General features: G+C 61.9%; 24 protein-coding genes. 12 read left to right on the forward strand and 12 right to left on the reverse strand.

Annotated features, from left to right (window positions below; genetic code table 11):
- Nucleotides 1-17: 17 nt before the first annotated feature.
- The 3 genes from ACR0NY_RS16985 to cobU are packed head-to-tail and all read right to left on the reverse strand — an operon-like array spanning nucleotide 18 to nucleotide 2,051.
- Nucleotides 18-896 (reverse strand): glutathione S-transferase, encoded by an 879-nt coding sequence (locus tag ACR0NY_RS16985; protein ID WP_170369730.1) that lies wholly within the window; start codon nucleotides 894-896, stop codon nucleotides 18-20.
- 58 nt (nucleotides 897-954) lie between these two features.
- Nucleotides 955-1,533, reverse strand: coding sequence for a histidine phosphatase family protein (locus ACR0NY_RS16990; RefSeq protein ID WP_170369728.1), 579 nt, complete (start codon nucleotides 1,531-1,533; stop codon nucleotides 955-957).
- The gene (gene cobU, locus ACR0NY_RS16995) at nucleotides 1,530-2,051 is read right to left on the reverse strand and encodes a bifunctional adenosylcobinamide kinase/adenosylcobinamide-phosphate guanylyltransferase (RefSeq protein WP_170369726.1); all 522 of its coding nucleotides are present in this window, start codon (nucleotides 2,049-2,051) and stop codon (nucleotides 1,530-1,532) included. Before cobU ends, ACR0NY_RS16990 begins: the two co-directional genes overlap by 4 nt.
- 101 nt (nucleotides 2,052-2,152) lie before the next feature.
- Between cobU and ACR0NY_RS17000 the strand changes: the two genes are divergently transcribed.
- The 6 genes from ACR0NY_RS17000 to ACR0NY_RS17025 all read left to right on the forward strand — a co-directional run bounded on the left by ACR0NY_RS17000 (nucleotide 2,153) and on the right by ACR0NY_RS17025 (nucleotide 8,729).
- Nucleotides 2,153-3,031: an RNA polymerase factor sigma-32 gene (locus ACR0NY_RS17000; protein WP_093963433.1), complete on the forward strand. Its 879-nt coding sequence runs from the start codon at nucleotides 2,153-2,155 to the stop codon at nucleotides 3,029-3,031.
- Nucleotides 3,028-3,852: a ChaN family lipoprotein gene (locus ACR0NY_RS17005; protein WP_170369724.1), complete on the forward strand. Its 825-nt coding sequence runs from the start codon at nucleotides 3,028-3,030 to the stop codon at nucleotides 3,850-3,852. The genes ACR0NY_RS17000 and ACR0NY_RS17005 overlap by 4 nt, the downstream gene beginning before the upstream one ends.
- Nucleotides 3,853-3,916: 64 nt before the next feature.
- Complete coding sequence (coaBC, locus tag ACR0NY_RS17010; RefSeq protein ID WP_170342599.1) at nucleotides 3,917-5,113, forward strand: bifunctional phosphopantothenoylcysteine decarboxylase/phosphopantothenate--cysteine ligase CoaBC; 1,197 nt, start codon at nucleotides 3,917-3,919, stop codon at nucleotides 5,111-5,113.
- Between the two features lie 39 nt (nucleotides 5,114-5,152).
- The gene (gene dut, locus ACR0NY_RS17015; protein ID WP_170342597.1) at nucleotides 5,153-5,608 is read left to right on the forward strand and encodes a dUTP diphosphatase; all 456 of its coding nucleotides are present in this window, start codon (nucleotides 5,153-5,155) and stop codon (nucleotides 5,606-5,608) included.
- The gene (locus tag ACR0NY_RS17020; protein WP_170369722.1) at nucleotides 5,608-6,654 is read left to right on the forward strand and encodes a HesA/MoeB/ThiF family protein; all 1,047 of its coding nucleotides are present in this window, start codon (nucleotides 5,608-5,610) and stop codon (nucleotides 6,652-6,654) included. The genes dut and ACR0NY_RS17020 overlap by 1 nt, the downstream gene beginning before the upstream one ends.
- A gap of 59 nt (nucleotides 6,655-6,713) precedes the next feature.
- Nucleotides 6,714-8,729 carry a M3 family metallopeptidase gene (locus tag ACR0NY_RS17025; RefSeq protein ID WP_170369720.1) on the forward strand — a complete coding sequence of 672 codons (2,016 nt, stop codon included), beginning with the start codon at nucleotides 6,714-6,716 and terminating at the stop codon, nucleotides 8,727-8,729.
- Between the two features lie 36 nt (nucleotides 8,730-8,765).
- Here the strand turns inward: ACR0NY_RS17025 and ACR0NY_RS17030 are convergent, their stop codons facing one another.
- The 6 genes from ACR0NY_RS17030 to ACR0NY_RS17055 form a co-directional block, all read right to left on the reverse strand.
- Nucleotides 8,766-9,698, reverse strand: a complete 933-nt coding sequence (locus ACR0NY_RS17030; protein ID WP_170369718.1) for a 2-hydroxyacid dehydrogenase — start codon at nucleotides 9,696-9,698, stop codon at nucleotides 8,766-8,768.
- 15 nt (nucleotides 9,699-9,713) lie between these two features.
- Nucleotides 9,714-10,853 carry a rod shape-determining protein RodA gene (gene rodA, locus ACR0NY_RS17035; RefSeq protein WP_170342118.1) on the reverse strand — a complete coding sequence of 380 codons (1,140 nt, stop codon included), beginning with the start codon at nucleotides 10,851-10,853 and terminating at the stop codon, nucleotides 9,714-9,716.
- Nucleotides 10,850-12,796 carry a penicillin-binding protein 2 gene (gene mrdA, locus ACR0NY_RS17040; protein ID WP_170369717.1) on the reverse strand — a complete coding sequence of 649 codons (1,947 nt, stop codon included), beginning with the start codon at nucleotides 12,794-12,796 and terminating at the stop codon, nucleotides 10,850-10,852. Before mrdA ends, rodA begins: the two co-directional genes overlap by 4 nt.
- Entirely contained in the window at nucleotides 12,793-13,329 is a 537-nt protein-coding gene (locus ACR0NY_RS17045; protein ID WP_170369715.1) for a rod shape-determining protein MreD, read from the reverse strand. The genes mrdA and ACR0NY_RS17045 overlap by 4 nt, the downstream gene beginning before the upstream one ends.
- Entirely contained in the window at nucleotides 13,322-14,224 is a 903-nt protein-coding gene (gene mreC, locus ACR0NY_RS17050) for a rod shape-determining protein MreC (RefSeq protein ID WP_170369713.1), read from the reverse strand. The genes ACR0NY_RS17045 and mreC overlap by 8 nt, the downstream gene beginning before the upstream one ends.
- Nucleotides 14,225-14,285: 61 nt before the next feature.
- Nucleotides 14,286-15,332, reverse strand: a complete 1,047-nt coding sequence (locus ACR0NY_RS17055) for a rod shape-determining protein (protein ID WP_093963423.1) — start codon at nucleotides 15,330-15,332, stop codon at nucleotides 14,286-14,288.
- A 156-nt stretch (nucleotides 15,333-15,488) separates the two neighbouring features.
- Here ACR0NY_RS17055 and ACR0NY_RS17060 point away from each other — a divergent pair, with 156 nt between their 5' ends.
- A complete protein-coding gene (locus ACR0NY_RS17060) occupies nucleotides 15,489-16,274 on the forward strand; it encodes a 23S rRNA (adenine(2030)-N(6))-methyltransferase RlmJ (protein ID WP_170369711.1) in 786 nt (261 codons plus the stop codon).
- 169 nt (nucleotides 16,275-16,443) lie between these two features.
- Here ACR0NY_RS17060 and ACR0NY_RS17065 read toward each other — a convergent pair whose 3' ends face one another.
- Entirely contained in the window at nucleotides 16,444-18,015 is a 1,572-nt protein-coding gene (locus tag ACR0NY_RS17065) for a 2-isopropylmalate synthase (RefSeq protein ID WP_170342111.1), read from the reverse strand.
- A gap of 287 nt (nucleotides 18,016-18,302) precedes the next feature.
- Between ACR0NY_RS17065 and ACR0NY_RS17070 the strand changes: the two genes are divergently transcribed.
- Nucleotides 18,303-18,968 (forward strand): SDR family NAD(P)-dependent oxidoreductase, encoded by a 666-nt coding sequence (locus ACR0NY_RS17070; protein WP_170369709.1) that lies wholly within the window; start codon nucleotides 18,303-18,305, stop codon nucleotides 18,966-18,968.
- Between the two features lie 4 nt (nucleotides 18,969-18,972).
- Here ACR0NY_RS17070 and ACR0NY_RS17075 read toward each other — a convergent pair whose 3' ends face one another.
- Nucleotides 18,973-20,445 carry an MORN repeat-containing protein gene (locus ACR0NY_RS17075; protein ID WP_170342107.1) on the reverse strand — a complete coding sequence of 491 codons (1,473 nt, stop codon included), beginning with the start codon at nucleotides 20,443-20,445 and terminating at the stop codon, nucleotides 18,973-18,975.
- Between the two features lie 156 nt (nucleotides 20,446-20,601).
- Here ACR0NY_RS17075 and ACR0NY_RS17080 point away from each other — a divergent pair, with 156 nt between their 5' ends.
- From ACR0NY_RS17080 to ACR0NY_RS17090, 3 genes are all read left to right on the forward strand, one after another.
- Complete coding sequence (locus ACR0NY_RS17080) at nucleotides 20,602-22,260, forward strand: NAD+ synthase (protein WP_170369707.1); 1,659 nt, start codon at nucleotides 20,602-20,604, stop codon at nucleotides 22,258-22,260.
- A gap of 300 nt (nucleotides 22,261-22,560) precedes the next feature.
- Nucleotides 22,561-22,836: a hypothetical protein gene (locus tag ACR0NY_RS17085; RefSeq protein WP_170369705.1), complete on the forward strand. Its 276-nt coding sequence runs from the start codon at nucleotides 22,561-22,563 to the stop codon at nucleotides 22,834-22,836.
- A 144-nt stretch (nucleotides 22,837-22,980) separates the two neighbouring features.
- Entirely contained in the window at nucleotides 22,981-24,312 is a 1,332-nt protein-coding gene (locus ACR0NY_RS17090) for an NAD(P)/FAD-dependent oxidoreductase (protein ID WP_170369703.1), read from the forward strand.
- Here ACR0NY_RS17090 and ACR0NY_RS17095 read toward each other — a convergent pair whose 3' ends face one another.
- Nucleotides 24,313-25,245 carry an MBL fold metallo-hydrolase gene (locus tag ACR0NY_RS17095; protein WP_170369701.1) on the reverse strand — a complete coding sequence of 311 codons (933 nt, stop codon included), beginning with the start codon at nucleotides 25,243-25,245 and terminating at the stop codon, nucleotides 24,313-24,315. It lies immediately after the preceding gene.
- A 116-nt stretch (nucleotides 25,246-25,361) separates the two neighbouring features.
- Here ACR0NY_RS17095 and ACR0NY_RS17100 point away from each other — a divergent pair, with 116 nt between their 5' ends.
- Entirely contained in the window at nucleotides 25,362-25,796 is a 435-nt protein-coding gene (locus ACR0NY_RS17100) for a DUF1801 domain-containing protein (RefSeq protein WP_170369699.1), read from the forward strand.
- Nucleotides 25,797-25,821: the final 25 nt, after the last annotated feature.

Consider the following 25,821-nt stretch of genomic DNA (forward strand, 5'->3'; position numbering starts at 1 on the left):
TTAGGAATGGTTAACGATCACACCGCTTGCCGGATCATTTGCGTGAATTTCGGCCACGCTCCGGGGTCGGCCACGGTTTTGTCGCGGCAGAAGGTGTTGCAGAAGCCCCATCGTTTGCCATCCAACTCCAGAAAAGCGGTCACCGGCTTGCCGGAATAGGGGCAGAGGTCATTGACCGAAGGCCCCGCCTCAACTGCGCGGGCTGTCGAGGCCCCGCCGATCGGCCATGGCTCGGCGTCGAGCGGCTGGTCATAGGGGAACGAGTCGTAGTCGACCGTCAGACCCATCGCGCGCCATTGCCGAACCGCCGGGTCCGACAACAATTCCATGCAGTAGTCGTGGTTCTGCACGGACACGGGCAGACCGTAGCCGATGATCCGGGCCGCGACCGGCGTATAGAACACATCGGCCAGGGAATAGCTGCCGAACAATGGGCCGGACGTCGTGCCCGAGGTCTTGCGCGCATGCGCCCACAGGGTCTCGATCCGGGTCAGATCGGCGCGGGTTTCGCCGGACGGCTCGAACCCTTTCCAGCGGTGCTTGAGTTGCATGGGGCAGGCAGACCGCAGCGCCTGGAACCCGGCGACCATCTCGGCACACAGCCAACGGGCGGTTGCGCGGGCGGCAGCGTCTTGCGGCCACAGCCCGGCATCGGGGTGGCGTTCGGCGAGCGTCTCGGCCATGGCGAGGCTTTCGCCGACCACCGTGCCGTCGGGCAGGCGCAGCGCAGGGACCAGACGGGCCGGGGCCAGCGGCTGCATATCCCGGGCCATCGTGCCCGAATACAGGCCGATCATGTGGGTCGTGTGGGGCAGACCGGATTTTTCCAGCATCAGCCAGCCGCGCATGGACCAGCTTGAAAACAGGCGGTCCCCGATGAAAAGGTCATATGTCATGGCCCGAGGATGGTCGAACGCCCGATATCAGTAAAACGCTGAATTGTGCGCGCCGTGTTCACGGAAGATGATTGATCCGGCCAGCCGACCAGGTTTTGCCGTCAAAGGCCAACTCGGTCACCGAGAGGTTGTCGATGCGATGGGCGAAGGTCTGTTGCGCGTCTAGGTCAAGAGCGCGCTGTACCTGAGTCAGGATCACGCCGAAATGGGCCACGATGACCAGATCGGCGCCTGTATGCAAACCGATCAACCCGTCGATCGCCGTGTCGACCCGGGCGCGGACCGCGTTCCAGCTTTCGCCGTTGGGCGGGCGTACGTCGCCGGGGCTGTCCCAATAGGCAAAGGCCAGTTCGGGGTCTTCGGCCTCGATCTCGGCGAATGCGCGCATTTCCCAGGTGCCGAAATGGATCTCGCGCAGGTCGGGATGGTGCGGCAGCCGGCGGCGCGTGCCCTGAATGGCCGTGGCCGTATCCGCGGCGCGCGACAGGTCCGACGAAATGACCAGCGCATCCCGCGGCAGGTGGGCGTGCAGGCGCGCGAGGGCCGCGTGGTCGCTCAGGTCGGCGGGAATATCGGACCAGCCCACCATCGTCTTGGCATGGGTCGGGCCGTGGCGGACAAGATGCAGCCGGGTCACGGCAACTGACCTTTCAAAACCTGCGGTAGTCCCGCGATGACCTGAACCACAAGGTCGGCTTGGGCGGCGAGGGCGATGTTCAACCGCCCCTGCGCCTCGCGGAATTTGCGGGCCAGCGCATTGTCGGGAACGATACCGTGCCCCACCTCGTTCGAGACGATCACGATCTGCGCGGGGCAGGCCCGTAGCGCGGCCAAAAGGGCGGCCTGTTCCTGTTCAAGATCGCTGTCGGCCAGCAGGTGATTGCTGAGCCACATCGTTGCGCAATCGATCAGACAGACCTGATCCGGGCTCATCCCCGCCAGCGCCGGGCGCAGGTCCATCGGGGCTTCGATCGTGGCCCAGCCGTCGCCTCTTTGGTCCACATGGCGCCTGATTTTTAGGCGCATCTCATCATCAAACACTTGTGATGTTGCCAAGTATATGCGGGTTTTTTCTGTTGAAACAACGATTTGCTCGGCAAATGCAGATTTTCCCGATGCCGCGCCACCCAGGACAAAGGTTAAATCGGGATGCATTTTTTACTACCTTTACAGTGATCCACCCGGTGCGCCCTTGCGTATCGACCATACGTCGGCAAGGCAAGACCGGCGGCGCCTACGACAGATGGGAGAGCTGCATGGCACTGGATAACCCGAACGACTTCTCGATGTCCCGGCAGGCTATGAAAGCCGAATTGCTGGATGCGGAAACCGAATTGCGCCTGGCGTATGCTTGGCGCGACGAACGCGACGAACAGGCCCTTCACCGGTTGATAACGGCTTATATGCGGCTGGCAATTTCAATGGCGGCCAAGTTCAAACGCTATGGCGCGCCGATGAATGACCTGATCCAAGAGGCCGGGCTGGGCCTGATGAAGGCCGCTGACAAGTTCGACCCGGATCGCGGGGTCCGCTTTTCGACCTATGCGGTGTGGTGGATCAAGGCCAGCATTCAGGACTACGTGATGCGCAACTGGTCGATGGTACGGACCGGTTCCACATCGTCCCAGAAATCCCTTTTCTTCAACATGCGTCGCGTTCAGGCCCGGCTGGAGCGCGAAGCCGCGACCGATGGCGTAGAATTGGACCGTCATCAGCTGCACCAGATGATCGCGGCCGAGATCGGTGTTCCGCTGCGCGATGTGGAAATGATGCACGGCCGGCTGGCCGGCTCAGACTTTTCCCTGAACGCCGTTCAATCGGCTGACGAGGATGGTCGCGAGTGGATCGACGCGTTGGAGGATGATCGCGAGCAGGCTGCTGAAACTGTAGAGAACAGCCACGATACCCGCCAATTGCGGGAATGGTTGATCACGGCGATGCAGGCGCTCAACGATCGGGAGCGGTTCATTGTGCGCGAGCGCAAGCTGCGCGAGCCGGCGCGCACATTGGAAAGCCTGGGTCAGGAACTGGGTTTGTCCAAGGAACGCGTGCGACAGCTTGAGGCAGCGGCGTTCGTGAAGATGCGCAAGAACCTTGAAGCTCAATCGCGCGAGGTGCAACACTTCTTCGCATGAGACATCTTGCGATTCTGACGGCGGCCGTGCTGTCGCTGACTCTTTTGACCCGGCCAGTTCTGGCCGGGGACCTTATCCCCGACGATATTTTGGCACAGATGAAGGATGCCGATGTCGTGATCCTTGGCGAAGTTCACGACAACCCGCTGCATCACTTGGTCCAGACCGAAGCGATTGCGGACATCGACCCGTCTGCGATGGTCTGGGAAATGGTGACCGAGGAAGGGGCTCAGAGACTGGCGCAGACTGCCGCCTCGAATCCCGAGGAGCTGTCACGCATCCTGAGATGGGCCGAAACGGGATGGCCTCCGCTCAGCATGTATTACCCTGTTTTCCAAGCATCAGAGGCTCCGGTATACGGAGCGATGGTGCCGCGCGCGGCTGCGCGGGCGGCGATGGAACGCGGTGCCGCAACGACTCTGGGCGCGGATGCGGCGCGGTACGGGTTGAACATTCCGTTGGCTCCCGAGGATCAAGCGGCGCGCGAGGCCGAGCAATTGGCAGCGCATTGCAACGCACTTCCCGCCGAGGCCTTGCCGCAACTGGTGGCGATCCAGCGTCTGCGCGATGCTGTTCTGACCCGGGCCATTCTGCGTGCAATTGATGAAACCGGCGGTCCGGTGGCGGTGATTACCGGAAACGGGCATGCGCGCAAGGATCAGGGCATTCCGACCTTTCTGTCGCGCCTGCGTCCGGGCCTGAAGGTCTTTGTTCTCGGTCAGGCCGAAGACGGTGTCGTGACCGGTGAATTTGACGCGGTGATTGACAGCCCCGCGGCCGAACGCGAAGACCCTTGCAAGGCCTTCAAGTCCCAGAATTAAGCGCTGGAACTCGGCGCATGGGTTGCATAGTGTCGAGGCCGAGCACGACCGGGAAGGGCTGAACATGCTGGCATCCAAACGGATCCTCCTGATCCTTGGCGGTGGGATCGCGGCCTACAAATCGCTGGATCTGATCCGAAGGTTGAAGGAGCGCGGGGCGGCAGTGACCCCGGTCCTGACCCGCGCTGCCGAAGAATTCGTGACCCCTTTGTCCGTGTCTGCACTTGCCGGTGAAAAAGCTTATCGTGATCTGTTCGACCTGACGGACGAGGCCGAGATGGGACATATCCAGCTGTCACGTTCGGCTGATCTGATCGTCGTGGCCCCGGCGACTGCGGATTTGATGGGAAAGATGGCCGGGGGTCTGGCCAATGATCTGGCATCGACCCTGTTGATGGCCACGGATACCCCTGTTTTATGTGCGCCGGCGATGAACGTGCGGATGTGGAACCATCCGGCAACTCGCCGGAACCACAAGCAGTTGATCGCGGACGGCGTCCGGTTTGTCGGACCCAATGACGGTGACATGGCTTGTGGCGAGTTCGGCCCCGGCCGCATGTCAGAACCTCTCGAAATCGTGGCGGCGGTCGAGTCTGCCTTGTCGGATGGCCCACTGAAGGGTAAGCGGATTCTCGTGACGTCGGGGCCGACGCATGAGCCGATTGATCCGGTTCGGTACATCGCAAACCGATCCTCGGGGGCGCAGGGGACGGCGATTGCCAACGCTTTGGCGGCCCTGGGGGCCGAAGTCGTTTTCGTAACCGGCCCCGCGGATGTGCCACCACCCCAGGGCGTCCAGGTTGTGCAGGTTGAGACTGCGCAACAAATGTCGGATGCGGTGGACGCGGCTCTGCCGGTGGATGCGGGCGTGTTTGCCGCAGCCGTGGCCGATTGGCGGGTAGACGGGGCATCAGACCGCAAGTTGAAGAAAAGCCGCGACGGAATGCCTGCACTGCAATTTGCCGAAAACCCGGACATCCTCAAACGGATTTCGCATCTGGAGACCGGCCGACCTAGCTTGGTCGTGGGTTTCGCCGCCGAGACGGATGATGTGATCGCCCACGCAACCGCCAAGCGGGCGCGCAAAGGGTGCGATTGGATTCTGGCCAATGATGTCAGTCCGGTGACCGGCATCATGGGTGGGGCCGAAAATGCGGTCGTGCTGATATCGGATGCGGGTGCCGAGGAGTGGCCGCGCATGGGCAAGGACGCAGTGGCCGTACGGCTGGCGGAAAAGATCGCGGCCGCGCTGGCGCTGTGATGCGGTTGTTTGACAGAAGATGAAGGTTGGGATGCGCTGATGGTGGCAATCCGGGTGATCCGAGAAGACGGGGCCGATCCGGCCATTGCATTGCCGTCCTATGAAACGGCCGGGGCAGCCGGCGCGGATGTGCGGGCCAACCTGCCTGATCGAGGATCGATCACCCTTCAACCCGGTGAGCGCGCCTTGGTTCCGACCGGCCTGCGGGTAGAGATTCCGGATGGATATGAGATCCAGGTGCGTCCGCGCTCGGGACTTGCGTTGAAACACGGGATCACGCTGCCGAACGCACCGGGCACGATCGACAGCGACTATCGCGGTCCCTTGGGGGTGATCGTGCTGAATGCGGGTCAGGAAGCCTTTGAAATCGGACATGGCGACAGAATTGCGCAGCTTGTCGTGGCCCCGGTGATCCAGGCGCGGTTCGAGATGGCGGACAGCCTGCAGGAATCGCAGCGCGGTTCCGGTGGGTTCGGATCCACGGGGCGCGCCTGATGGTTCTGGTACTGGCACTGGCAGCGGGGCTGTGGGGGCTTGGCTACCTCGCTGGTGCCTCGCGTACTGCCCGTTGGGTGTCGGTTCTGGTTTTGCTGGCAGGGGTGGTTCTGTCTCATCTGGTTTTGCCCGACGGGAACCCACTGCGCGAGGCCACAGGCGGCTCGGCCGCGATGTGGCTGATCCTGGGTGGTTTCGTTTTGCTGGCCATGGGTTATGGCGCTGTGGTGAAAGCCCTGCGGCGCCGGGCCAATCCATCGTCGGATGTTCGTCCGAACAGCCCATCTGACCAGTTCAGAAAAGCCGAACTGGAGCGCTATGCCCGTCACATCGTCCTGCGCGAGCTTGGTGGACCCGGGCAAAAACGGATGAAGGCCGCTCGTGTATTGGTGATCGGGGCAGGTGGATTGGGCGCACCGGCGCTGCAGTACCTTGCAGCCGCCGGTGTGGGCACGATTGGCGTCATTGACGATGACGTCGTCGAGAATGCCAATCTGCAGCGGCAGGTCATCCATCGGGATGCAGACATCGGTATGCCCAAAGTCTTTTCTGCGCAGCAAGCAATGGAGGCGCAGAACCCCAATGTCATCGTTCGCCCCTATCACCGCCGCCTGACGGACGACATCGCGGCCGACCTGTTCGCGGATTATGACCTGATCCTCGACGGTACCGACAATTTCGAAACCCGGTATCTGGCCAACCGCACCGCGGTGGCTTTGGGCAAGCCCCTGATCTCAGGCGCGCTGTCCCAATGGGAAGGCCAACTGAGCGTGTTTGACCCCGGCAGGAACGCGCCCTGCTACCAATGCATTTTTCCCGAAGCGCCTGCTCCGGGGCTGGCGCCCTCATGTGCCGAGGCTGGGGTGCTCGGGCCACTGCCGGGCGTGGTGGGGGCGATGATGGCGGTCGAGGCGGTCAAGGTAGTCACGGGTGCAGGTCAGGCCTTGCGTGGCGAGATGCTGATCTATGACGCGCTTTATGGCGAAAGCCGCAAGATCACCCTGTCCCGGCGGGACGATTGCCCTGTTTGCGGGCAACCCGTTTGATCGCGGCCACTGGACGATCTTGCCTAGCATTCCTAGCTTGACGCTTGAAGGAGACCCCAATGACCAATCCGATCCTGTCCAACTGGACGACCCCGTTCGAAATCGCGCCCTTTTCCGAAATCTCGGATGACGATTTTGCCCCCGCACTGGAAGCTGCTCTGCAGGCCCATGCCGACGAGATCAACACCATCGCGACGAATACCCAGCCCGCGAGTTTTGCCAACACGATCGAAGCGCTGGAGGCGGCGGGCGAGGCCTTGAACAAGGTCCTGTCGGTTTTCTTCACGGTCGCTGGCGCAGACAGCAACCCTGAGCGCGAAGCGTTGCAACGGGAATTTTCGCCCAAGCTTGCAGCCCATTTTGCTGCGATTTCCTCGAACAAGGCGCTGTTCCAGCGTGTGGACGACCTTTGGGCGAAACGAGATACGCTGGATTTGACCGAGGAACAGGATCGGGTTTTGATGCTCACCCATCGCGGGTTCGTCCGCTCGGGTGCAGCGCTGCACGGGGCAGAGGATGCCCGGATGCAGGAGATCAAGGCGCGTCTGGCGTCATTGGGCACCGCGTTCACGCAAAACCTGCTGGCGGACGAGCGTGGCTGGTTCATGGAGCTGACCGAAGATGATCTGGCGGGACTGCCGGGTTTCGTTGTCGATGCGGCTCACGCGGCCGGTCGGGAAAAAGGGGCCAAGGGGCCGGTTGTCACGCTGTCGCGGTCTCTGATCGTGCCGTTCCTGCAGTTCTCGCCACGTCGTGACCTGCGGGAAAAGGCTTACCGTGCCTGGGCGTCACGCGGGGCAAACGGAGGCGAGACCGACAACCGAGCGATTGCCGCCGAAATCCTTCAGCTACGCGAGGAACGGGCCAAACTGCTGGGCTATGACAGCTTTGCGGCCTTCAAGCTCGAGACCGAGATGGCCCGAACCCCCGAACGGGTGCGCGACTTGCTGATGCAGGTCTGGGCACCCGCCAAGGCCCGGGCCGAGGCCGACGCGGAGATCCTGACGCGGATGATGCAGGAGGACGGCGCCAACGGTCCGCTCGAACCTTGGGACTGGCGGTACTATGCCGCAAAACGGCGCAAGGCCGAGCATAATCTGGATGAGGCAGAACTCAAACCCTACCTGCAGCTGGAGCGCATGATCGAGGCTGCCTTTACCTGCGCCAACCGCTTGTTCGGGTTGGAGTTCGCGCCGTTGGACGTGCCGCTGTACCATCCGGATTGCCGAGCCTGGGAGGTGACCCGGCGTGGCAAACACGTTGCCGTATTCATCGGAGACTATTTTGCGCGTGGATCGAAACGGTCGGGTGCGTGGTGCAGCGCGATGCGGGCGCAGGCCAAGTTTCCCAAGGTCCAGACGCCAATCGTCATCAATGTTTGCAACTTCGCCAAGGGCGATCCGGCGCTGCTGTCATATGACGACGCACGGACCCTGTTTCATGAATTCGGGCACGCACTGCACCAGATGCTGTCGGATGTGACCTATGACAGCATCTCGGGGACCAGCGTTGCGCGGGATTTCGTGGAGCTGCCTAGCCAACTGTATGAGCATTGGCTGGAAGTACCGGAGGTTCTGGCCGAGTTCGCAACTCATGCCGAAACCGGAGCTCCGATGCCTCCGCAACTGCTGGACAAAGTTCTGGGTGCCGCCAATTTCGATCAGGGTTTTCAGACGGTCGAATACGTCGCCTCGGCACTGGTCGACCTGGCCTTCCACGACGGTCCGGCCCCGGCTGACCCCATGGCGAAGCAGGCTGAGGTTCTGGCCGAGATCGGGATGCCGCATGCCATTGGTATGCGCCACGCAACGCCGCATTTCGCCCATGTATTTGCGGGTGATGGCTACAGCTCGGGTTACTACAGTTACATGTGGTCCGAAGTGATGGATGCCGACGCATTTGCTGCCTTCGAAGAGGCAGGAGGCGCGTTTGATCCCGAGCGGGCGCAGGCTCTGGAGGACAACATTCTGTCCAAAGGAGGCTCGAAGGAGGCCGAAGATCTCTATCTGGCGTTCCGGGGCCGGTTGCCGGGTGTCGAAGCCCTGCTGAAAGGTCGGGGACTGGTGGACGCATAGCGCTCGGCAAGACGGGGGCGGCGGTCCCCGATGGCCCTAGTACCCGAGTGCGCGGTCGACGAGATGCAGCAGCGGCCGTCCGGATTCGCTGCGTTGGATGTTTTCGCAGATCACCTGCGCAGCCGTTTCGGGCCGGGTTTCCGACGCGATATGCGGCGTGACGGTCACATTTGGATGCGCCCAGTACGGATGATCGGGGGGCAGCGGCTCGGCGCGGAACACATCCAGCGTGGCATGCCCCACTTGGCCGGTGTTCAGTGCCCGCAACAGCGCTTCGTCGTCAATCAGTGGGCCGCGGCCGGGGTTCAGAATGCGCGCACCTTTTGGCAGAAGTGCCAGAGTGTCCGCGTTCAGAGTGTTTTCCGTGGCTGCCGTTTCAGGCAGCAGCAGGACGAGTAACTCAGCCTGGCTCAAGGCCACGCGCAGCCCGTCCGGTCCGTGCAGGCACGTGACACCAGACACGTCCTTGGCCAAACGGCTCCACCCTGTCACGTTGAAGTTTAACGCGGCCAGCGCCTGTGCCGCAGCCTGACCCAGGGCGCCAAGTCCCAGAACGCAGACCGATCGCTGTGTGGCGAGCGGAGGCGGATCCGGGGCCCATACCCCATCCTGGACCGTGATGTGTTGATCCATGCCCAGATGGTAGCGCAGAACGTGCCCCACGACCCATTCGGTCATGCCCTGGGTCAGACCGTGATCGACCATCCGGGCCAGCGGCACGGTCAGCGTGTCGTTCGAGGCTATCTTTTCGACACCGGCCCATAGGCTGAGCACGGCCTTTGCGCGCGTGAAGGGCGTGAAATCAAGCAGCCCGCCATTGGGTGCATAGACGATGTAATCCACCTGATCGGGCGGCAGGTCGGTGGCGATAGTGGCTTTGATCCCTGCATCGGCCAGCCCGGTGTTCAGCAAGGGCTCGTAAACCGGCCAAAGTGCCGGGCGAGCGGAAAACAGGACGTTCACGGACATGGTCGGCCTTTCGGATCAACGAGGACGGTGAATATGAGCGCTTTGCACGATGCCGAAGGCGGCCATCAGAACCAACATGGCCGAGCCCCCATAGCTGACCATCGGCAACGGAACACCGACCACCGGCGCCAGCCCCATGACCATCGACATATTGACGGCGAAGAACAGGAAGAAGTTCAGCGAAATGCCCAGTGTCACCAACGATGAGTACCTGTCCTTGGTCGACAGCGCCGTGACGAGGCAGAAGATCAGGATCAGTCCGTAAAGCAGCAACAAGGTTGTGCCCCCGACAAAACCGAACTCTTCGGCCAGCGTCGTGAAGATGAAGTCGGTGTGCTTTTCGGGCAGGAAGTTCAGGCGCGACTGGGTGCCTTGCATGAAGCCTCGACCGTTCCAGCCGCCGGATCCCAAGGCAATCTTGGACTGGGTGATGTGATACCCCGCGCCCAGCGGATCGGTCGAGGGGTCAAGGAATGTGTCGATGCGCCGGAATTGATAGTCCTTTAGCAATTGCCAATCGGTGCCACGGCTTTTGAACACCGTTGAAATCAAGCCGACACCCGCCGCGATGACCGCTGCGAAATAGGCCCAATGCACGCCCGCCAGAAACATCAGGCCTCCTCCGGCCGCCAACAGCAGGATTGCAGTTCCCAGGTCGGGCTGGCGCAGCACCATGAAGGTCGGGATCAGGATCAGGACAACCGGGATCAAGACCCAAACCGGGCGCGAGGTTTTGTAAGAGGGAAGCCAATCGTAGTAGGCCGCCAGCAACATGACCAAAGTCACCTTTGCCAGTTCGGAGGGCTGCAGGCGCATGAAGCCCAGGTCGATCCAGCGTTGCGCGCCCATCCCGATGGTGCCGAACAGTTCGACGAACAGCAGAAGCCCCAAAGATACAAGATAGGCGACGACGGACATGTTGCGCCAGAACCAGATCGGAACCAACGCGACGATGAACATGACCGTCAGGCCCAGGCCAAACCGTTCCATCTGCGGTTCCGCCCACGGCGACCACGAGCCGCCGGCCACCGAATACAGCATCAGAAAACCGGCACTTGCGACGCTGATCAGCAAAAGCGTCAGCGGCCAGTTCATGTACAGAACCTTGCGGATCCCCGTCGGCGTGGTCTTGACCGCATATTCAAGATAGCTCATGCGCGGTCCTTTTCGTCAGGGCGCGCTTTCGGGCGGCGATCGCCTTCCAGACGTTTCTGCTGTTCCTTGATGCGGTCGCGGTCGGCCACGGGATATGCTTCCAGCGGCGGGGTGCCGTTGTACAGAGCCTGCAGCATCACGTCCCGTGCCACGGGGGCTGCAGCCTTCGAACCGCCGCCGCCATGTTCGACCACGACGGCCACCGCATATTTCGGATTGTCGTAAGGGGCAAAGCTGACATAAAGCGCGTGGTCCCGCCGTTCCCAGGGCAGGTCTTCGTTGCGGATGACCCCGGCGGCCCGTTCGGCCTTGGTGATGTTGCGCACCTGGCTGGTGCCCGTCTTGCCGGCCATCCGGAATTCGTCTGCGATGATCCGGCTGCGATAAGCGGTTCCGCGACGGTCGTTCGAGACCTTGTACATCGCCTTGCGCACCTGATCCAAGTTGGCCGGATTGACGTCCAGCGGCTCGCCCGCGCCCGAAGGCTGTTCGACCCCGTCGACACTGCGGATCAGACGCGGTGTCACCGATCGGCCGGTCGCGATGCGCGCAGTCATGACGGCCAGTTGCATCGGCGAGGCCAACATGAAGCCCTGCCCAATCGAGGCATTTGCCGTGTCGCCGACCAGCCAGTCCTGTCCGTGGGTGGTCTGTTTCCATTCCTGGTTCGGCGCCAGGCCGGCCGCCACGGCAGACATCGGCAGGTCGTGTTTGATGCCCAAACCGAACTTGCGCGCCATGTCCGAAATCTTGTCGATCCCGACCCGCAGGGCCACGTCGTAATAGTAGACGTCGCAACTGCGCTTCAACGAGGTCTCCAGATCGACCATCCCGTGTCCACCGCGCTTCCAGCAGTGGAACCGCCGGCTGCCCACCTTCAGGTAGCCGGGACAATAGACGGTGTTGCCCGGACCGACGACACCGGCCTCGAGCGCGGCCAGCGCGGTGATCATCTTGAAGGTCGAACCGGGCGGGTAGGTGCCCTGAACCGTCTTGTTGGCCAGCGGGCGGTGATTGTTCTGGGTCAGGGCTTGGTAATCCGCCACCGAGATTCCGCGCACGAACAGGTTGGGGTCGAAGCTGGGGGTCGAACTGATGGCCCGCAGATCGCCCGTCTCACAGTCGATCACGACAACGGCGGCGCTTTCGCCGGCCAGCCGGGCTTGCGCATATTCCTGCAGGTCGGCGTCGATGGTCAATTGCAGGTCAGCGCCGGGCTGGCCTTCGCGGCGGTCAAGTTCCCGCATCACCCGGCCAGTCGCGTTGACCTCGACCCGCTTGGCGCCCGCCTTGCCGCGCAGCAGGTCTTCCTTCTTGGCCTCAAGCCCGACCTTGCCGATCTGAAAGCGCGGGATCATCAGAACCGGCTCGGGGTCTTCCATCTTGCTCAGGTCGTAGTCGCTGACAGGTCCGACATAGCCGACCACATGGGCGAAATCCTCGTAGCGGGGATATTGACGGGTCAATCCGACCTCGGGCGTGACGCCGGGAAGGGCGGGGGTATTGATAGCCACCTTCGAGATATCTTCCCAGGTGACCTGGTCGGCCAGCGTAACGGGCAGAAACGGCGCCGTGCGTTTCATCTCGGCTTTGGCCCGCTCAATCTCGTCTTCGTTCAGCGGGATCAGCTGTGACAGTTTGGCAATGACCTTGTCGACGTCGCCCGCATCCTCGCGCACGATCACGATGCGGTAGGACGGCGCATTCTGCCCGATGATCTGACCATTGCGGTCATAGATGCGCCCACGGGTCGGCGGAATGAGCCGGATGTTGATGCGGTTTTCTTCGGCCAACAGGCGGTATTGGTCGGCCTGATCGACCTGCATGTAACGCATGCGGGCCGCCAGGCCGCCGACAAATGCGAATTGCATACCCCCCAGCACCAGCGCGCGCCGGGTCAGCCTTTTGTATGCGGCACCTTGTGTTTTGGGTGTGCGTTTCATGAGCGTGTTCCCACAGTGGCAACATCTACCGCAGATGGCCTGCGGACGCCAAATATGGTTTGGCTGAATGCAACGACAAGCGGGTAGGCGAGGACCGTGAAGATCACTTGGACAAACACCGGGCCAATGCTGGCCTGACTGACGGACAGCAGGGCCAGAACCGTCCGGTTGAAGGTAAAGATCGCCGCGATGACGACGCCCACCGTCGTCCACTCGCCCACGAAGCCGACGTCGCGCATTCCGGGGCCTGCCGAGCGCAGATAGGCAGAACCGATGACGACGGATGCCGCCAGCAGCCCGGGCGGCCGTTGCAGCAGCAGGTCGGCCATCAGCATGACCGCAGCGATGCTGAGTGTCGGTACATATTCGGGCCGCCTGAGGACCCATGCAAAGGTCAGGCAGATCAGCAAGTCAGGAAAGGGCAGACGACCCGGTTGCGTGTTCAGAGGCAACAGGTGAAAGAACATCACCGTCAGAGCGAGGAACAGGTACAGGCCCCTCATCAGCCACAGACGTGACGTGGCACTATCCATCGGCGGCCTCCTCGGTCGGGAGAAGAGCCTCGGGGCGCGGAGGTCCGACGATGCCGCCCGGGTCTCGGATCGGGGCGGCCGAGTGGTAGCGCAGGACGCGCAGGAATTCCAAACGCTCGAAATCCGCGGACAGTCGGACGCGCAGACGCCCCCCCGGATCGGCGGCGATCTGGCCGATCAGAAGGCCCGCAGGAAATACGCCGCCATCGCCTGAGGTCACCACACGGTCGCCGGGCCGCACCAGTTCGCGGCTTTCCAGAAACTCGACGGCTGGGGCAGGGGTATTGTCACCGGTAATCAACGCGGTCTGGCCCGAGGGCTGGATGGTGGCGGGAATCGCGCTTGAGGCGTCGGTCAACAGGATGACCCGCGCGGTATCCGGACCAACGCCAGATATCCGGCCCACCAGCCCGATGCCGTCCATGGCGGCCCATCCGTCGACGATCCCGTCGCGCTCGCCGACATTCAGCAAAACAGATTGCCGAAACGGCGAGCCGCTGTCGGCCATGACGACCCCGGTTATATAAGTCAGACGGGGATCCAACCGAACATTGTTCAGGTCCAGAAGCCGCGCGTTTTCCTGCTCCAGCTGCAGGGCCGCCTCTTTCCAGGCGCGCATGCGGCGCAGTTCACTGCGCAGTTCCTGGTTCTGCTCGCTCAGCCTTTGGTAGCTTTGGAAATCCCGCACGAGGTTTATCGTGGCCGTGACCGGAACCATCGCCCATTCCATCGAGGGCACAACGGCATCCACCACTTGGGCCCGGAACCTTTCGACCCGCGGGCTGTCGATGCGCCAAACCAGGAATATGCCCAGCAGGCACAGAACAACGATCCCCATGAACAAGCGGCGCAGGGGGGTGGTATAGTCGTCGCGCTGTGCCCGGTCTTTTGCCACAGGACTCCTTCCCGTGCTGCTCGTGCCCGATCTTGAACCCTCAGATCAGAGGGTGCGCGCCTTAGCTTTCGTAGTCAATCGCGTGGCGCAGCTGTTTTTCGTATTCCAGTGCCTTGCCAGTGCCCAAAGCCACACAATTCAGGCTTTCGTCGGCAATCGACACGGCCAATCCGGTCTGTTCGCGCAGGGCCAGGTCCAGATCACCCAGCAGCGCGCCGCCACCGGTCAGCATCACCCCCCGGTCCACAATGTCCGCGGCCAGATCCGGCGGGGTGGTTTCCAGTGCGGTCATCACCGCCTCGCAGATCTGCTGGACGGGTTCCGACAGAGCTTCGGCCACCTGGGCCTGGCTGATCTCGATTTCTTTGGGGACACCGTTCAGAAGGTCGCGCCCGCGGATGTGCATTGACTGCCCGCGCCCGTCATCGGGCATCCGGGCGGTGCCGATCGTGGTCTTGATCCGCTCGGCGGTGGATTCCCCGACCAGCAGGTTTTGCTGACGGCGCAGGTACGAGATGATCGCCTCGTCCATGCGGTCGCCACCCACGCGGACCGAGCGGGCATAGACGATGTCGCCCAGTGACAGAACGGCCACCTCGGTGGTGCCGCCGCCGATATCCACGACCATGTTGCCTGTCGGGTCGGTGATGGGCATCCCAGCGCCGATGGCGGCGGCAATCGGCTCGGCGATCAGGCCAGCACGGCGTGCCCCGGCGGACAGAACCGACTGGCGGATCGCGCGTTTCTCAACCGGCGTTGCACCATGCGGTACGCAGACGATGATCTTGGGCTTCGAGAAGGTCGAGCGCTTGTGCACCTTGCGGATGAAGTGCTTGATCATTTCCTCCGCGGTGTCGAAATCGGCGATCACGCCCTCGCGCATGGGGCGGATGGCCTCGATCGAGCCGGGGGTGCGGCCCAGCATCAGCTTGGCGTCCTCGCCCACGGCCAGAACCTTCTTGACGCCGTCCTTGACATGGTAGGCTACAACCGAGGGTTCAGACAGGATCACGCCGCGCCCCTTGACGTAGACCAGCGTGTTGGCCGTCCCGAGGTCGATGGCCATATCCGCTGTGAACAGGCCGCCCAAACTGTCAAAGATGCCCATATTCCCCTGATCCTGTCTGTCAGATGTTTTCTACTGCCCGCGACTCGACGGTTCCGGGACGGATGACTTATAGGGTGCCATGACGCCCGGTTAAAGGCCTGATTCCGCGTAAATCAGCACCTTTCCGCCTCTTTGACAGGGACTTTAGAAGGCAACATGCTCTCATATCAACACATTTACCACGCGGGAAATCTGGCGGACGTGCAAAAGCACGCTTTGCTGGCATGGATGCTGGACTACATGACCCGCAAGGACAAGCCGATCAGCTATCTCGAGACCCATTCGGGGCGTGGTCTGTACCACCTCGATGCGGCCGAGGCCGTGCAGACCGGCGAGGCGGCGGCAGGGATCGGACGCGCGCTGAGCAACGGGTGGTTTGCCGACGATCACCCGCTGGCTCGCGCGTTGCGCTCGGTGCAGGCGCAGTTTGGCGAAACGGCGTACCCGGGCTCGCCGCTGATTGCGGCAAGCCTGCTGCGTCCGCAGGACAGTCTGCATTTCGCCGAGCTTCATCCGCAGGAATACGCGGCGTTGAAAAAAGCGCTGACCGGGCGTGGGGCCAGGACCTACAGGCAGGACGGGTTCGAACTCGCCCAGTCTGTCCTGCCGCCCACACCTCGGCGCGGGATGATGCTGATTGACCCCAGCTACGAGGTAAAGGCGGATTATGGCCGCCTGCCGGGGCTGATCGCCAAGTTGCACCGCAAGTGGAACGTGGGTCTCATTGCCCTGTGGTACCCGATCCTGACGGACGATCGGCACGTTTCGATGGTGTCGGCACTGAAGGGCTTGGACCTGCCCAAAACGTTTGTGCACGAAGTTCGGTTTCCGCCTGCGCGTGAGGGTCATCGGATGATCGGTTCGGGTATGTTCCTGGTCAACGCGCCCTTCGGGATCGAAGACGAGGCGGCGCGCCTTTCCGACCTGTTCGCAAAGATCTGACGGCGCTTCAGGGGGCGAAGGCCTCCCGCCCCGTTTGACAGCATCCGAGATGCCGCCAAACGTGTTGGGTCCGGCACCGCGCCTTGGCGCGGTGCCGGGCCCAAGTCCATCAGGCTGCGCGGCGAAGCCGGGCTGCCGCGGGCGCGGGAGCCTTGCCTTCCAATTCAGATCAGGTCAGATCCTTGTAGCTGATCTCGCGCGCATCCGCGCCGGGGCCGGCCTTTTCGCGGCGCATGATCAAACGGTTCAGTGCGCTGATATAGGCCTTGGCCGACGCCACCACGGTATCCGTGTTCGCGGATTGGCCCGTGGCGATCATGCCGTCTTCCTCCAGGCGGACAGAAACCGTGGCCTGTGCGTCGGTGCCTTCGGTCACGGCATGCACCTGATACAGCTGCAGATGCGCCTTGTTCGGGTAGATGGCCCGGATCGCCTTGAAGGTGGCGTCGACCGGTCCGTCGCCGTGCTCGGTGGCGATCACATCCTTGCCGTCGACCTCCAGTTCGACCGTCGCTTCGGCCTGACCGCCGGTGCCGCAGGTGACTTTCATCGAGACCAGTTGCAGGTGGTCGTTAGCCTCATCATCTGCACTCATCAACGCGATCAGGTCGTCGTCGAACACCTCTTTCTTGCGGTCGGCCAGATCCTTGAACCGCACGAAGATGTCCTTGAGCTGGTTGTCTCCGATCTCGTAGCCCAGCGTTTCCAGCTTGTCGCGCAGCGCGGCCCGGCCGGAATGCTTGCCCAACGGAAGCGAGGTGCCCGAAAGGCCGATATCCTCAGGGCGCATGATCTCGAAATTCTCGCGGTTCTTCAGCATGCCATCCTGATGGATGCCGCTTTCATGCGCGAAGGCGTTCTTGCCGACGATCGCCTTGTTGAACTGCACCGGAAAGCCCGAAACCGTCGCCACCCGACGCGAGATGTGCATGATCTTGGTGGTGTCGATGCCCGTCTTCCACGGCATGATGTCATTGCGGGTGCGCAGGGCCATCACGACCTCTTCCAGCGCGGTATTGCCCGCGCGTTCGCCCAGTCCGTTGATCGTGCATTCGATCTGCCGGGCCCCGCCTGCAACGGCGGCCAGTGAGTTGGCGGTCGCCATGCCAAGGTCGTTGTGGCAATGGGTGGCGAAAATCACTTCGTCTGCGCCCGGAACGGTTTCGATCAGTCGTTTGATCAGGTCCGCGCTTTCAATCGGGGCGGTGTAGCCTACCGTATCAGGTATGTTGATCGTGGTCGCGCCCGCCTTGATCGCAATCTCGATCACGCGGCACAGATAGTCCCATTCGGTCCGGGTCGCGTCCATCGGCGACCATTGCACATCTTCGCACAGATTGCGGGCGTGGCTGACGGTCTCGTGGATCTTTTCGGCCATCTCGTCCTGCGTCAGGTTCGGAATCGCCCGGTGCAGCGGCGAGGTGCCGATGAAGGTGTGGATCCGGTTCTTTTCGGCGTGTTTCACCGCTTCCCAGCAGCGGTCGATATCGGCGAAATTCGCACGAGCCAGGCCGCAGATGCGGGCGTTCTTGGCGCGCTGCGCGATTTCCGAAACGGCCTTGAAATCACCCTCGGAGGCGATCGGAAAGCCGGCCTCGATGATGTCGACGCCCATGTCATCCAGAAGCTCGGCGATTTCCAGCTTTTCGTCATGGGTCATTGTTGCGCCGGGGCTTTGCTCGCCGTCGCGCAAAGTGGTGTCAAAGATCAAGACGCGGTCTTGGTCGGTCACGTTGGTCATGGGAGTCACTTTCTTGTCTGTCCTAAAGCCATTGGCGCGCAGGCGTCCTCCTCTGAGCGGGCGCGCCGGATGGCACGCTCAGAGGCGGATTAGGATCAGTAGGCCACGCAGAGCAGCGCCGGCGGACGCGGCGAAAGCAAAAGGGATATCTGCGCGGTTGATCATGGGTCCGAGGTTATACACCCCGAACCGGGAATGAAAAGAAGGAAAATGCGCGGCCGTCCGATTTCGCGAAAGGATTGGAAACGGGGATTGATTGCGTGGGCAACTCCGCTAGCTGGAGGGCGATGAGAAACGCATTGGTCATAGGTGCGAGCGGCGGGATCGGCCGGGCCGTCTGCAATGAACTGCTGTCGCGGTCGGTTCACGTGGTTGGTCTGTCGCGGTCGGGAAACGGGCTGGATCTGATGCAGCCGGAACTGGCCGATGAGATGCTGGGCCGGATCGAAGGACCGTTCGACCTTGTTCTGGTCGCGTCCGGCGCGCTGGAGATCGACGGGGCGGAACCGGAAAAGACCATTCGGGCGGTTTCGGCCAAGGCCATGATGGATCAGTTCGCCTTGAACGCGGTGGGACCGGCCCTGGTGCTGAAACACGCGCATCGCCTGTTGCCGCGCAACGGGCGGTCGGTTTTTGCCGTGCTGTCTGCGCGTGTGGGTTCGATCGGGGACAATCGTCTGGGCGGTTGGGTCAGCTATCGCGCGGCCAAGGCGGCGGTGAACCAGATCGTGCATACGGCCGCAATCGAACTGGCCCGAACCCACAAGGATGCGATCTGCGTCGCCCTGCACCCCGGAACGGTCAAGACCCCGTTCACGCAGAAATACCTGGGCCGCCATCCCGCGGTCGAGCCGAGTGACGCCGCCCAAAGCCTTCTGCAGGTTGTGGATGGTCTGACGGCTGATCAGACCGGCCAGTTTTTCGACTGGGCCGGTCAACCGGTTCCCTGGTAGCGGGCTATCCGTCCGATGGGGTGACTTCCGGGGCCTGTTCGGCCTCCGGCGCCTGCGGCTCGTTGCCCGATGGTTGCGCCGCGCCTGCTTCCGACAGAGCGCCGTTTTCCCAGGTGCCGCTTTCCTCTTCGCCATTGGCATAGCGCATAGTTCCAGAGCCCTGGCGTTTGCCGTTCACGAAGTTGCCTTCATAGACATCGCCATTTGCATATGTCGCGACACCCGAGCCGGTGATTTTGCCCTCGGTCCACTGGCCGGAATACTTGAAGCCATTTGCCATCACGACCTCGCCCTGGCCATGGCGCTGACCGTTCTGGAAATCACCGGTATAGACCGTCCCATCCGCGTAGGTGGCGGTACCCTTGCCTTGACGCACGCCGTCTACCCACTCGCCATCGTAGCGAGAGCCGTCGGCCCGGGTCAGAACGCCGGTGCCATGCGTTCGAGCATTCTTGAACTGTCCTTTGTAGATCGTGCCATTTGTGTAGGTCGCGGTGCCCTGACCTTCGATCACCCCCGCAACCCAGTCGCCGTCATAGGACGAGCCGTCGGGATAGGTGATCCGGCCTTTGCCATCGGCGAGGTCCGCCTTGAAGTCACCGACATAGACCGAGCCGTCGGGATAGGTCAGTTCGCCCAACCCTTCGATCTGACCGTTTTTCCAGTCTCCGGTGTACACATAGCCGTCGGTGCCAGTGAACGTACCCTTGCCGTGTCGGCGGTCGTCAACGAAATCGCCTTCGTAGGTATCGCCGTTCGCGTAGGTCGCCTTTCCCTTGCCCTGCCGGCGCCCGTCCACCAAGGCGCCTTCGTAAACGTCACCGTTGGCCTGTTTCAGTACGCCGGTTCCGGTGATCCGGTCCTCGGTCCATTCGCCGGAATAGATCATGCCGTCGGGCAAGGTCAGCGATCCGTTGCCCTGACGCTGGCCAGCAACGATGTCGCCTTCGTATACCGCGCCGTCCGCATAGGTGATCTTGGCCTTGCCCTGGCGAACGCCGTCCACCCAGTCGCCATCATAGACATAGCCGCCGGGGTCGGTCATGACGCCTTTGCCGTCATGCTGGGCGTTCTTGAAGCCACCTTCGTAGCGCATTCCGTTTGCGTATTGCGCGATGCCGGTTCCGTTTATCGCGCCGTCGGTCCAGTCGCCCTCATAGGTGCCGCCGTCGGCAAAGGTGATCTTACCCTTGCCGTGCGGGCGACCTTTGACGAAATCGCCCTCGTAGACCGACCCATTGGCGTAACGTGCCACGCCCTTGCCCTGAATTTCTCCTTCGACCCACTCGCCGGTGTATTCAAAGCCGTCTGGCAGGCGATAGGTGCCGGTTCCGTGACGCAGCCCGTTTTCAAAGGTGCCTTCGTAGACCCCGCCCACATCGTCATCCGCGGTGATGATCTGGCCCTGCTGCGCGGACGCGCTCTGTGCGGCGATGCCCATTGCGGCAACGGCAATCGTTGTACGAAAAGCGTTCATGGTAGTCCCTGCCTGCCCGATTGTCCCGTGGTGCATTGGTTCGTGCAAAACTATGACACTGATGAAGGTCGGGCAACGGGTTTTGCCGCATTGGCCTTTCACTTGCGGCCTGATCTGCTAAATGCCTTTTCAGGTGACGAGGGCAAGAGGGCAAAGATGGCCGACCATTTCCGCATCACGCTGGCGCAGCTGAACCCGACGGTGGGCGACATTGCAGGCAACGCCAAAAAAGCCCGTTCCGCATGGGAGCAGGGCCGCGCAGCGGGGGCCGATCTGGTGGCTCTGCCAGAGATGTTCGTCACCGGTTACAACACTCAGGACCTGGTTCTGAAGCCGTCGTTTCACAAGGCTGCCATGGCGGCTGTGCAGCAGTTGGCGGAATCCTGCGCGGATGGTCCGGCGATGGCCATCGGTGGGCCTTGGGTCGAGGGTGGCAACCTCTACAACGCCTATCTGATCCTCAGCCGGGGGCGGATCGTCAGCAAGGTGTTGAAACACCATTTGCCCAACGAGACTGTGTTCGACGAGGTTCGGTTGTTCGACGCCGGGCCGTTGGGTGGCCCCTATGCGGTGGGCAACACCCGCATCGGCAGTCCGATCTGCGAGGATGGCTGGCACGAGGATGTCGCCGAGACGCTGCAGGAGACGGGCGCCGAGTTTCTTCTGATCCCCAACGGATCACCCTATTTTCGCGACAAGCACGATGTGCGCCTGAACCAGATGGTGGCCCGTGTGGTCGAAACCGGGCTGCCGGTGATTTACCTCAACATGGTGGGCGGTCAGGACGATCAGGTTTTCGATGGTGGGACATTTGGCCTGAATCCCGGCGGCGAACTGGCCTTTCGAATGCCGGTCTTCGACGAGGCGGTGATGCAGATCGATCTGCGGCGCGGTGATGAAGGATGGGCTATCGTCCCCGCCGAAATCGCCGAGCATCCTGACGCGTGGGAGCAGGACTATCGCGCCATGGTGCAGGCGCTGCGCGACTATATGGGCAAGACCGGGTTTTCCAAAGCATTGCTGGGACTGTCCGGAGGGGTCGATTCCGCGCTTGTTGCGGCCATCGCGGTTGACGCTCTCGGGGCCGAAAATGTGCGTTGCGTGATGCTGCCGTCGGAATACACCAGCGCCGAGTCGCTGGAGGATGCCGAAGCCGTCGCCAAGGCGCTGGGTGTGCGATACGACTATGTTCCGATCAGCCAGTCCCGCGCCGCCGTCACCGAGACCCTGGCGCCGCTGTTTGATGGTCTTCAGGCCGACATTACCGAGGAGAACATCCAGTCCCGTCTGCGCGGTCTGCTGTTGATGGCGATGTCCAACAAGTTTGGCGAGATGCTGCTGACCACCGGCAACAAATCCGAAGTGGCGGTCGGGTATGCCACGATCTATGGCGACATGAATGGCGGCTACAACCCGATCAAGGATCTGTACAAGACCCGGGTGGTCGAAACCTGCCGCTGGCGCAATGCCAATCACCGCGACTGGATGAAAGGACCGGCCGGCGAGGTCATTCGCCCCTCGGTCATCGACAAACCACCCAGTGCCGAGCTGCGCGAGGATCAGAAGGACAGCGACAGCCTTCCCGATTACCCGGTCCTGGACGGCATTCTCGTCATCTTGGTTGATCAGGATGGCTCGATCGCGGATTGTGTTGCAGCCGGGTACGACGAGGCTGATGCCCGCCGGGTCGAGCACCTTATCTATATCAGCGAATACAAACGCTTTCAGTCCGCGCCGGGCACGCGCCTGACACCTCGGGCCTTCTGGTTGGACCGGCGCTATCCGATCGTGAATCGTTGGCGCGATCCGAGCTGACGGAAACTGCGGCTGAGCGCCCCGTGCCCGGGTCCGGGTGTTTGTTTACAAATGGGCGGCAATGAGGGGGGTCTCATGCTAACTGTTCTGCAGGTGGGGCGGAATTGCTGACAGCGCTTGGCCGCATCCTTGTTTTTTGGACATTTTTTTGCCATAGTTTAGGACCGATCTTGCCACATATTTTGAAAGATCGGCGCGCGGGGGCCGGGCATTGATCTGTCGGCCGAAGCGCAGTTGAAGACCAAGTTTTCTGGTGACGCATCCATGGTGGGGTGCCGGTTATAAGGTTTAGGTGGTCCGATGGTTGATGGATATGACAAACCGCTGCATGCGCCGTTGAGGTACAAGACAATGGAGACACCGGCGCGCGAATTGGATGAGGCGCGTCTGGAAGCGGCAATCGCCGGTGTGTTGGCCGAGGCTGACGCAGAGAGCGAGGAGCCGTCCGAGGAGTTCTCAGCCAAACACCCGGAATTGCCCGAGCTTCAATCCGAAGAGACCGAGTCAGAGACCCAAAACTCGGGTGTCGCAGCTTTGTTGCGTCAGAAATGGGCCGAGTTCTCGGGCGCGGCCTGAACCGCGTGCCGGTCTAGTTCCATTGTGGCGTTTGCATCGACGCCACACAACCGAACAAAGTGATGCTTTTTCCGTTATTCAGGATTGCCGGATGACGTTTGCCAAGGCTCGATGAAGCTCGTGTCTGACTAGCAAGTTCCGTTGATGCCCGGCCCCAAGCCCAACCCTGTTGAATCCGATCTTTGCCTGCCCAAATCCGTTGACGTTCTGATCGTCGGCGGAGGGATTATCGGTGTCTCAACTGCGCTGGAACTGGCGGAACGTGGCAATTCCGTCCTCTTGTGTGAAAAGGGCCAGATCGGCGCCGAACAGAGTTCCAGGAACTGGGGCTGGGTTCGTCTGGGGCTGCGCGACCCGCGCGAAATACCGTTGATGACCGAGTCGCTCAGGATCTGGCAATCGCTTGATGAGCGGATCGGGCGCAAATCCGGCTATGTGCAATCCGGCATTCTGTTCGGTGCGCGGACCGACCGGTCCGCAGCTGATATGGAGCGCTGGTTGCGAAACCTCGAGGGCTACCAGACCGGAGCGCGCATGGTTTCCGGATCCGAGTTGGAACAGAACATGCCCGGCCTCCAGACCAAGTTGAAGGCCGCGCTTTTCACGCCGCAGGACGGACGGGCCGAGCCGCAATGGGTTGCTCCGGCGTTGGCCGAGGCGGCGCGTGACCAAGGCGCGGTCATCATGACAAATTGCGCGGTACGCTGCCTAGACCTGCAAGCTGGTCGCGTTGCCGGGGTTTACACGGAACGGGGGCGGGTCGCTTGCGATCAAGTGGTTCTGGCCGGGGGGGCTTGGTCTCGGTTGTTTGCCGGTAACGAAGGAATTGCCCTGCCACAGCTGAAGGTGCTGAACACGGTTCTGCGGACCTCGCCTGTGGAACCGGGTCCGGAAACAGCTCTGTGGTCGGATGATTTTGCCATTCGCAAACGCGCCGACGGCGGGTACACGATCGCCTCGGGCCATGAAAACACAGTAGATATCGTGCCTGACAGTTTTCGGTTGGCCGCGAAATTCCTGCCGGCATTCGCGCAGGAATGGAAATCGCTCAGATTCCGCCTGTCGCACCGCTGGACCATTGAGGCGCGTCAGCGCCGGTCATGGGCGCCCACCGACGTAACCCCGTTCGAACTCTGTCGGACACTGGACCCCGAGCCGTCGCAGAAGGCGCTCCGCAAGTCATGGGCCAAGGCCCGTCAGGCGCTTCCGGCACTGGTTGGTGCCGAAATCGTGCAGAGCTGGGGCGGGATGATCGATGTGACCCCGGATGCAATCCCGGTCATCTCGAAAGTGCAGGAAATCCCGGGACTGGTGATTGCAACCGGGTTTTCGGGACATGGATTTGGCATAGGCCCCGGTGCCGGCCGCCTGGTGGCCGATCTGGTGACGAACACATCGCCTTGTGTGGACCCGGCCGCCTTTCGACTGTCGCGGTTTTCGGACGGTACGAAAGTACGGCCGGACCCGGGGTATTGATCAGCCCATCATCTGATAGCTGACAGGTATAAAACGGAAGCCTTCGCCACGCGGCTCGACATAGCCGGCGGCCGGGAAAGGCATGTGGTACCCGATCATCGGGACCTTGTCCGCGGCAAGCATACCCAACACGTTCCGACGGGATGCGGTGGCCGCTGCTTTGTCCATGTCAAACCGGACTTCCCATTCCGGATGCGCGAAGGACCAGACATAGTGATTGGCAAGATCGGCGGTCAGGATCAGCCGCTGACCGTTGCTTTCGAGATGATAGACCATGTGTCCGGGTGTATGCCCGAAGGCCGCCATGGCGGTCACGCCGGATGCGACCTCGCCACCGTCTTCGATGAACGACATCTTTTCAGCCATCGGGGTGACCTTGGCTGCCACAAGGTCGCCGACGCGGTTGCCGGCCTCCTGTGCTGACCAGAAATCATACTCGGCCGCGGCGGTCACATAGCGTGCGTTCGGAAAGGTCGCAGCATCGTTGGTCGTCATGCCGCCAATGTGGTCGGGGTGCATGTGGGTCAGGACGACAACGTTGATCGCCTCGGGGCCAACGCCCGCATCGGCCAGAGCCATTTGAATACCGCCTTGGCCCAATCCCGTGTCAAACAGGATCAACTCGGATCCGGTATTGACGAGCGTTGGCGTGAAGAAGAACTGGGCAATGTCGGGCGAGATGAAATTGTCGGCCGATACCTTGGCAAACTCCTCGTCTGACGCGCCACCGCCGAAAATCTCCTGAGCGCCGTCTCGCGGCAGGCTGCCATCCAGCAGGGTCGTGACCGTGAAATCGCCCAGTTGAAAGCTGCGGGCGACGGTCGAGTTGGCCTTGGTTTCGGCCCCGGCAGCCAGTGACTGTGTCGCGATAGATGCAAAAGGTAACGCAGCGGCCGTGCCCAAAGCGGCCCGGCGGGTCAGTTTCATGGTCATTTCAAAGTCTCCCTGTCAGATTACGTGCGACGAATTAGAACGCTTTCGGATAATTGCCACTTTTCAACTCTACCATATGGGCTGCGCGTTGGCCGATCGCATGTTAAATCTTGTTCATGTCCCGCTCAGGAAACAAAACCGTTCCGACGGATCAAAGCGTCCACGAATTCTTGGCGGCGATCCTGCCGGCCGCGCGCGCTACGGAGGCGCGGAGGCTGAACACCCTGTTTGAAACCGTCACCGGGTTTCGGCCAGTCATGTGGGGGCCATCCATCGTTGGATACGGGCGGTATGACTACCGCTACAAGTCCGGGCGGGAAGGCACGTTTCTTGCCACCAGGTTTTCCCCACGCAAGGCCGCGTTTTCGATCTATATCATGCCGGGCTACTCCGATTTCGGCAGTATTCTGGCGCGCTTGGGCAAGCACAAGACCGGCAAGTCATGTCTGTACGTGAACAAGCTGTCGGACATTGACGAGGACGTGTTGGCCGAATTGATCCGCGCAGGGTTGGATGACCTGTCATCACGTTGGCCGATCAAGTCCGAGTAAACGGCAAGCATTCGCACCGCCTTCT

It is taken from the genome of Ruegeria sp. BJ5, assembly GCF_056537865.1.

Bases quoted from the DNA above. Each gene is read 5' to 3' on its own strand.
- ACR0NY_RS16985 (WP_170369730.1), bottom strand. From the start codon at position 896: ATGACATATGACCTTTTCATCGGGGACCGCCTGTTTTCAAGCTGGTCC.
- cobU (WP_170369726.1), bottom strand. From the start codon at position 2,051: ATGCATCCCGATTTAACCTTTGTCCTGGGTGGCGCGGCATCGGGAAAA.
- ACR0NY_RS17000 (WP_093963433.1), top strand. From the start codon at position 2,153: ATGGCACTGGATAACCCGAACGACTTCTCGATGTCCCGGCAGGCTATG.
- ACR0NY_RS17005 (WP_170369724.1), top strand. From the start codon at position 3,028: ATGAGACATCTTGCGATTCTGACGGCGGCCGTGCTGTCGCTGACTCTT.
- coaBC (WP_170342599.1), top strand. From the start codon at position 3,917: ATGCTGGCATCCAAACGGATCCTCCTGATCCTTGGCGGTGGGATCGCG.
- dut (WP_170342597.1), top strand. From the start codon at position 5,153: ATGGTGGCAATCCGGGTGATCCGAGAAGACGGGGCCGATCCGGCCATT.
- ACR0NY_RS17020 (WP_170369722.1), top strand. From the start codon at position 5,608: ATGGTTCTGGTACTGGCACTGGCAGCGGGGCTGTGGGGGCTTGGCTAC.
- ACR0NY_RS17025 (WP_170369720.1), top strand. From the start codon at position 6,714: ATGACCAATCCGATCCTGTCCAACTGGACGACCCCGTTCGAAATCGCG.
- ACR0NY_RS17030 (WP_170369718.1), bottom strand. From the start codon at position 9,698: ATGTCCGTGAACGTCCTGTTTTCCGCTCGCCCGGCACTTTGGCCGGTT.
- rodA (WP_170342118.1), bottom strand. From the start codon at position 10,853: ATGAGCTATCTTGAATATGCGGTCAAGACCACGCCGACGGGGATCCGC.
- mrdA (WP_170369717.1), bottom strand. From the start codon at position 12,796: ATGAAACGCACACCCAAAACACAAGGTGCCGCATACAAAAGGCTGACC.
- ACR0NY_RS17045 (WP_170369715.1), bottom strand. From the start codon at position 13,329: ATGGATAGTGCCACGTCACGTCTGTGGCTGATGAGGGGCCTGTACCTG.
- ACR0NY_RS17055 (WP_093963423.1), bottom strand. From the start codon at position 15,332: ATGGGCATCTTTGACAGTTTGGGCGGCCTGTTCACAGCGGATATGGCC.
- ACR0NY_RS17060 (WP_170369711.1), top strand. From the start codon at position 15,489: ATGCTCTCATATCAACACATTTACCACGCGGGAAATCTGGCGGACGTG.
- ACR0NY_RS17065 (WP_170342111.1), bottom strand. From the start codon at position 18,015: ATGACCAACGTGACCGACCAAGACCGCGTCTTGATCTTTGACACCACT.
- ACR0NY_RS17070 (WP_170369709.1), top strand. From the start codon at position 18,303: ATGAGAAACGCATTGGTCATAGGTGCGAGCGGCGGGATCGGCCGGGCC.
- ACR0NY_RS17075 (WP_170342107.1), bottom strand. From the start codon at position 20,445: ATGAACGCTTTTCGTACAACGATTGCCGTTGCCGCAATGGGCATCGCC.
- ACR0NY_RS17080 (WP_170369707.1), top strand. From the start codon at position 20,602: ATGGCCGACCATTTCCGCATCACGCTGGCGCAGCTGAACCCGACGGTG.
- ACR0NY_RS17085 (WP_170369705.1), top strand. From the start codon at position 22,561: ATGGTTGATGGATATGACAAACCGCTGCATGCGCCGTTGAGGTACAAG.
- ACR0NY_RS17090 (WP_170369703.1), top strand. From the start codon at position 22,981: ATGCCCGGCCCCAAGCCCAACCCTGTTGAATCCGATCTTTGCCTGCCC.
- ACR0NY_RS17095 (WP_170369701.1), bottom strand. From the start codon at position 25,245: ATGACCATGAAACTGACCCGCCGGGCCGCTTTGGGCACGGCCGCTGCG.
- ACR0NY_RS17100 (WP_170369699.1), top strand. From the start codon at position 25,362: ATGTCCCGCTCAGGAAACAAAACCGTTCCGACGGATCAAAGCGTCCAC.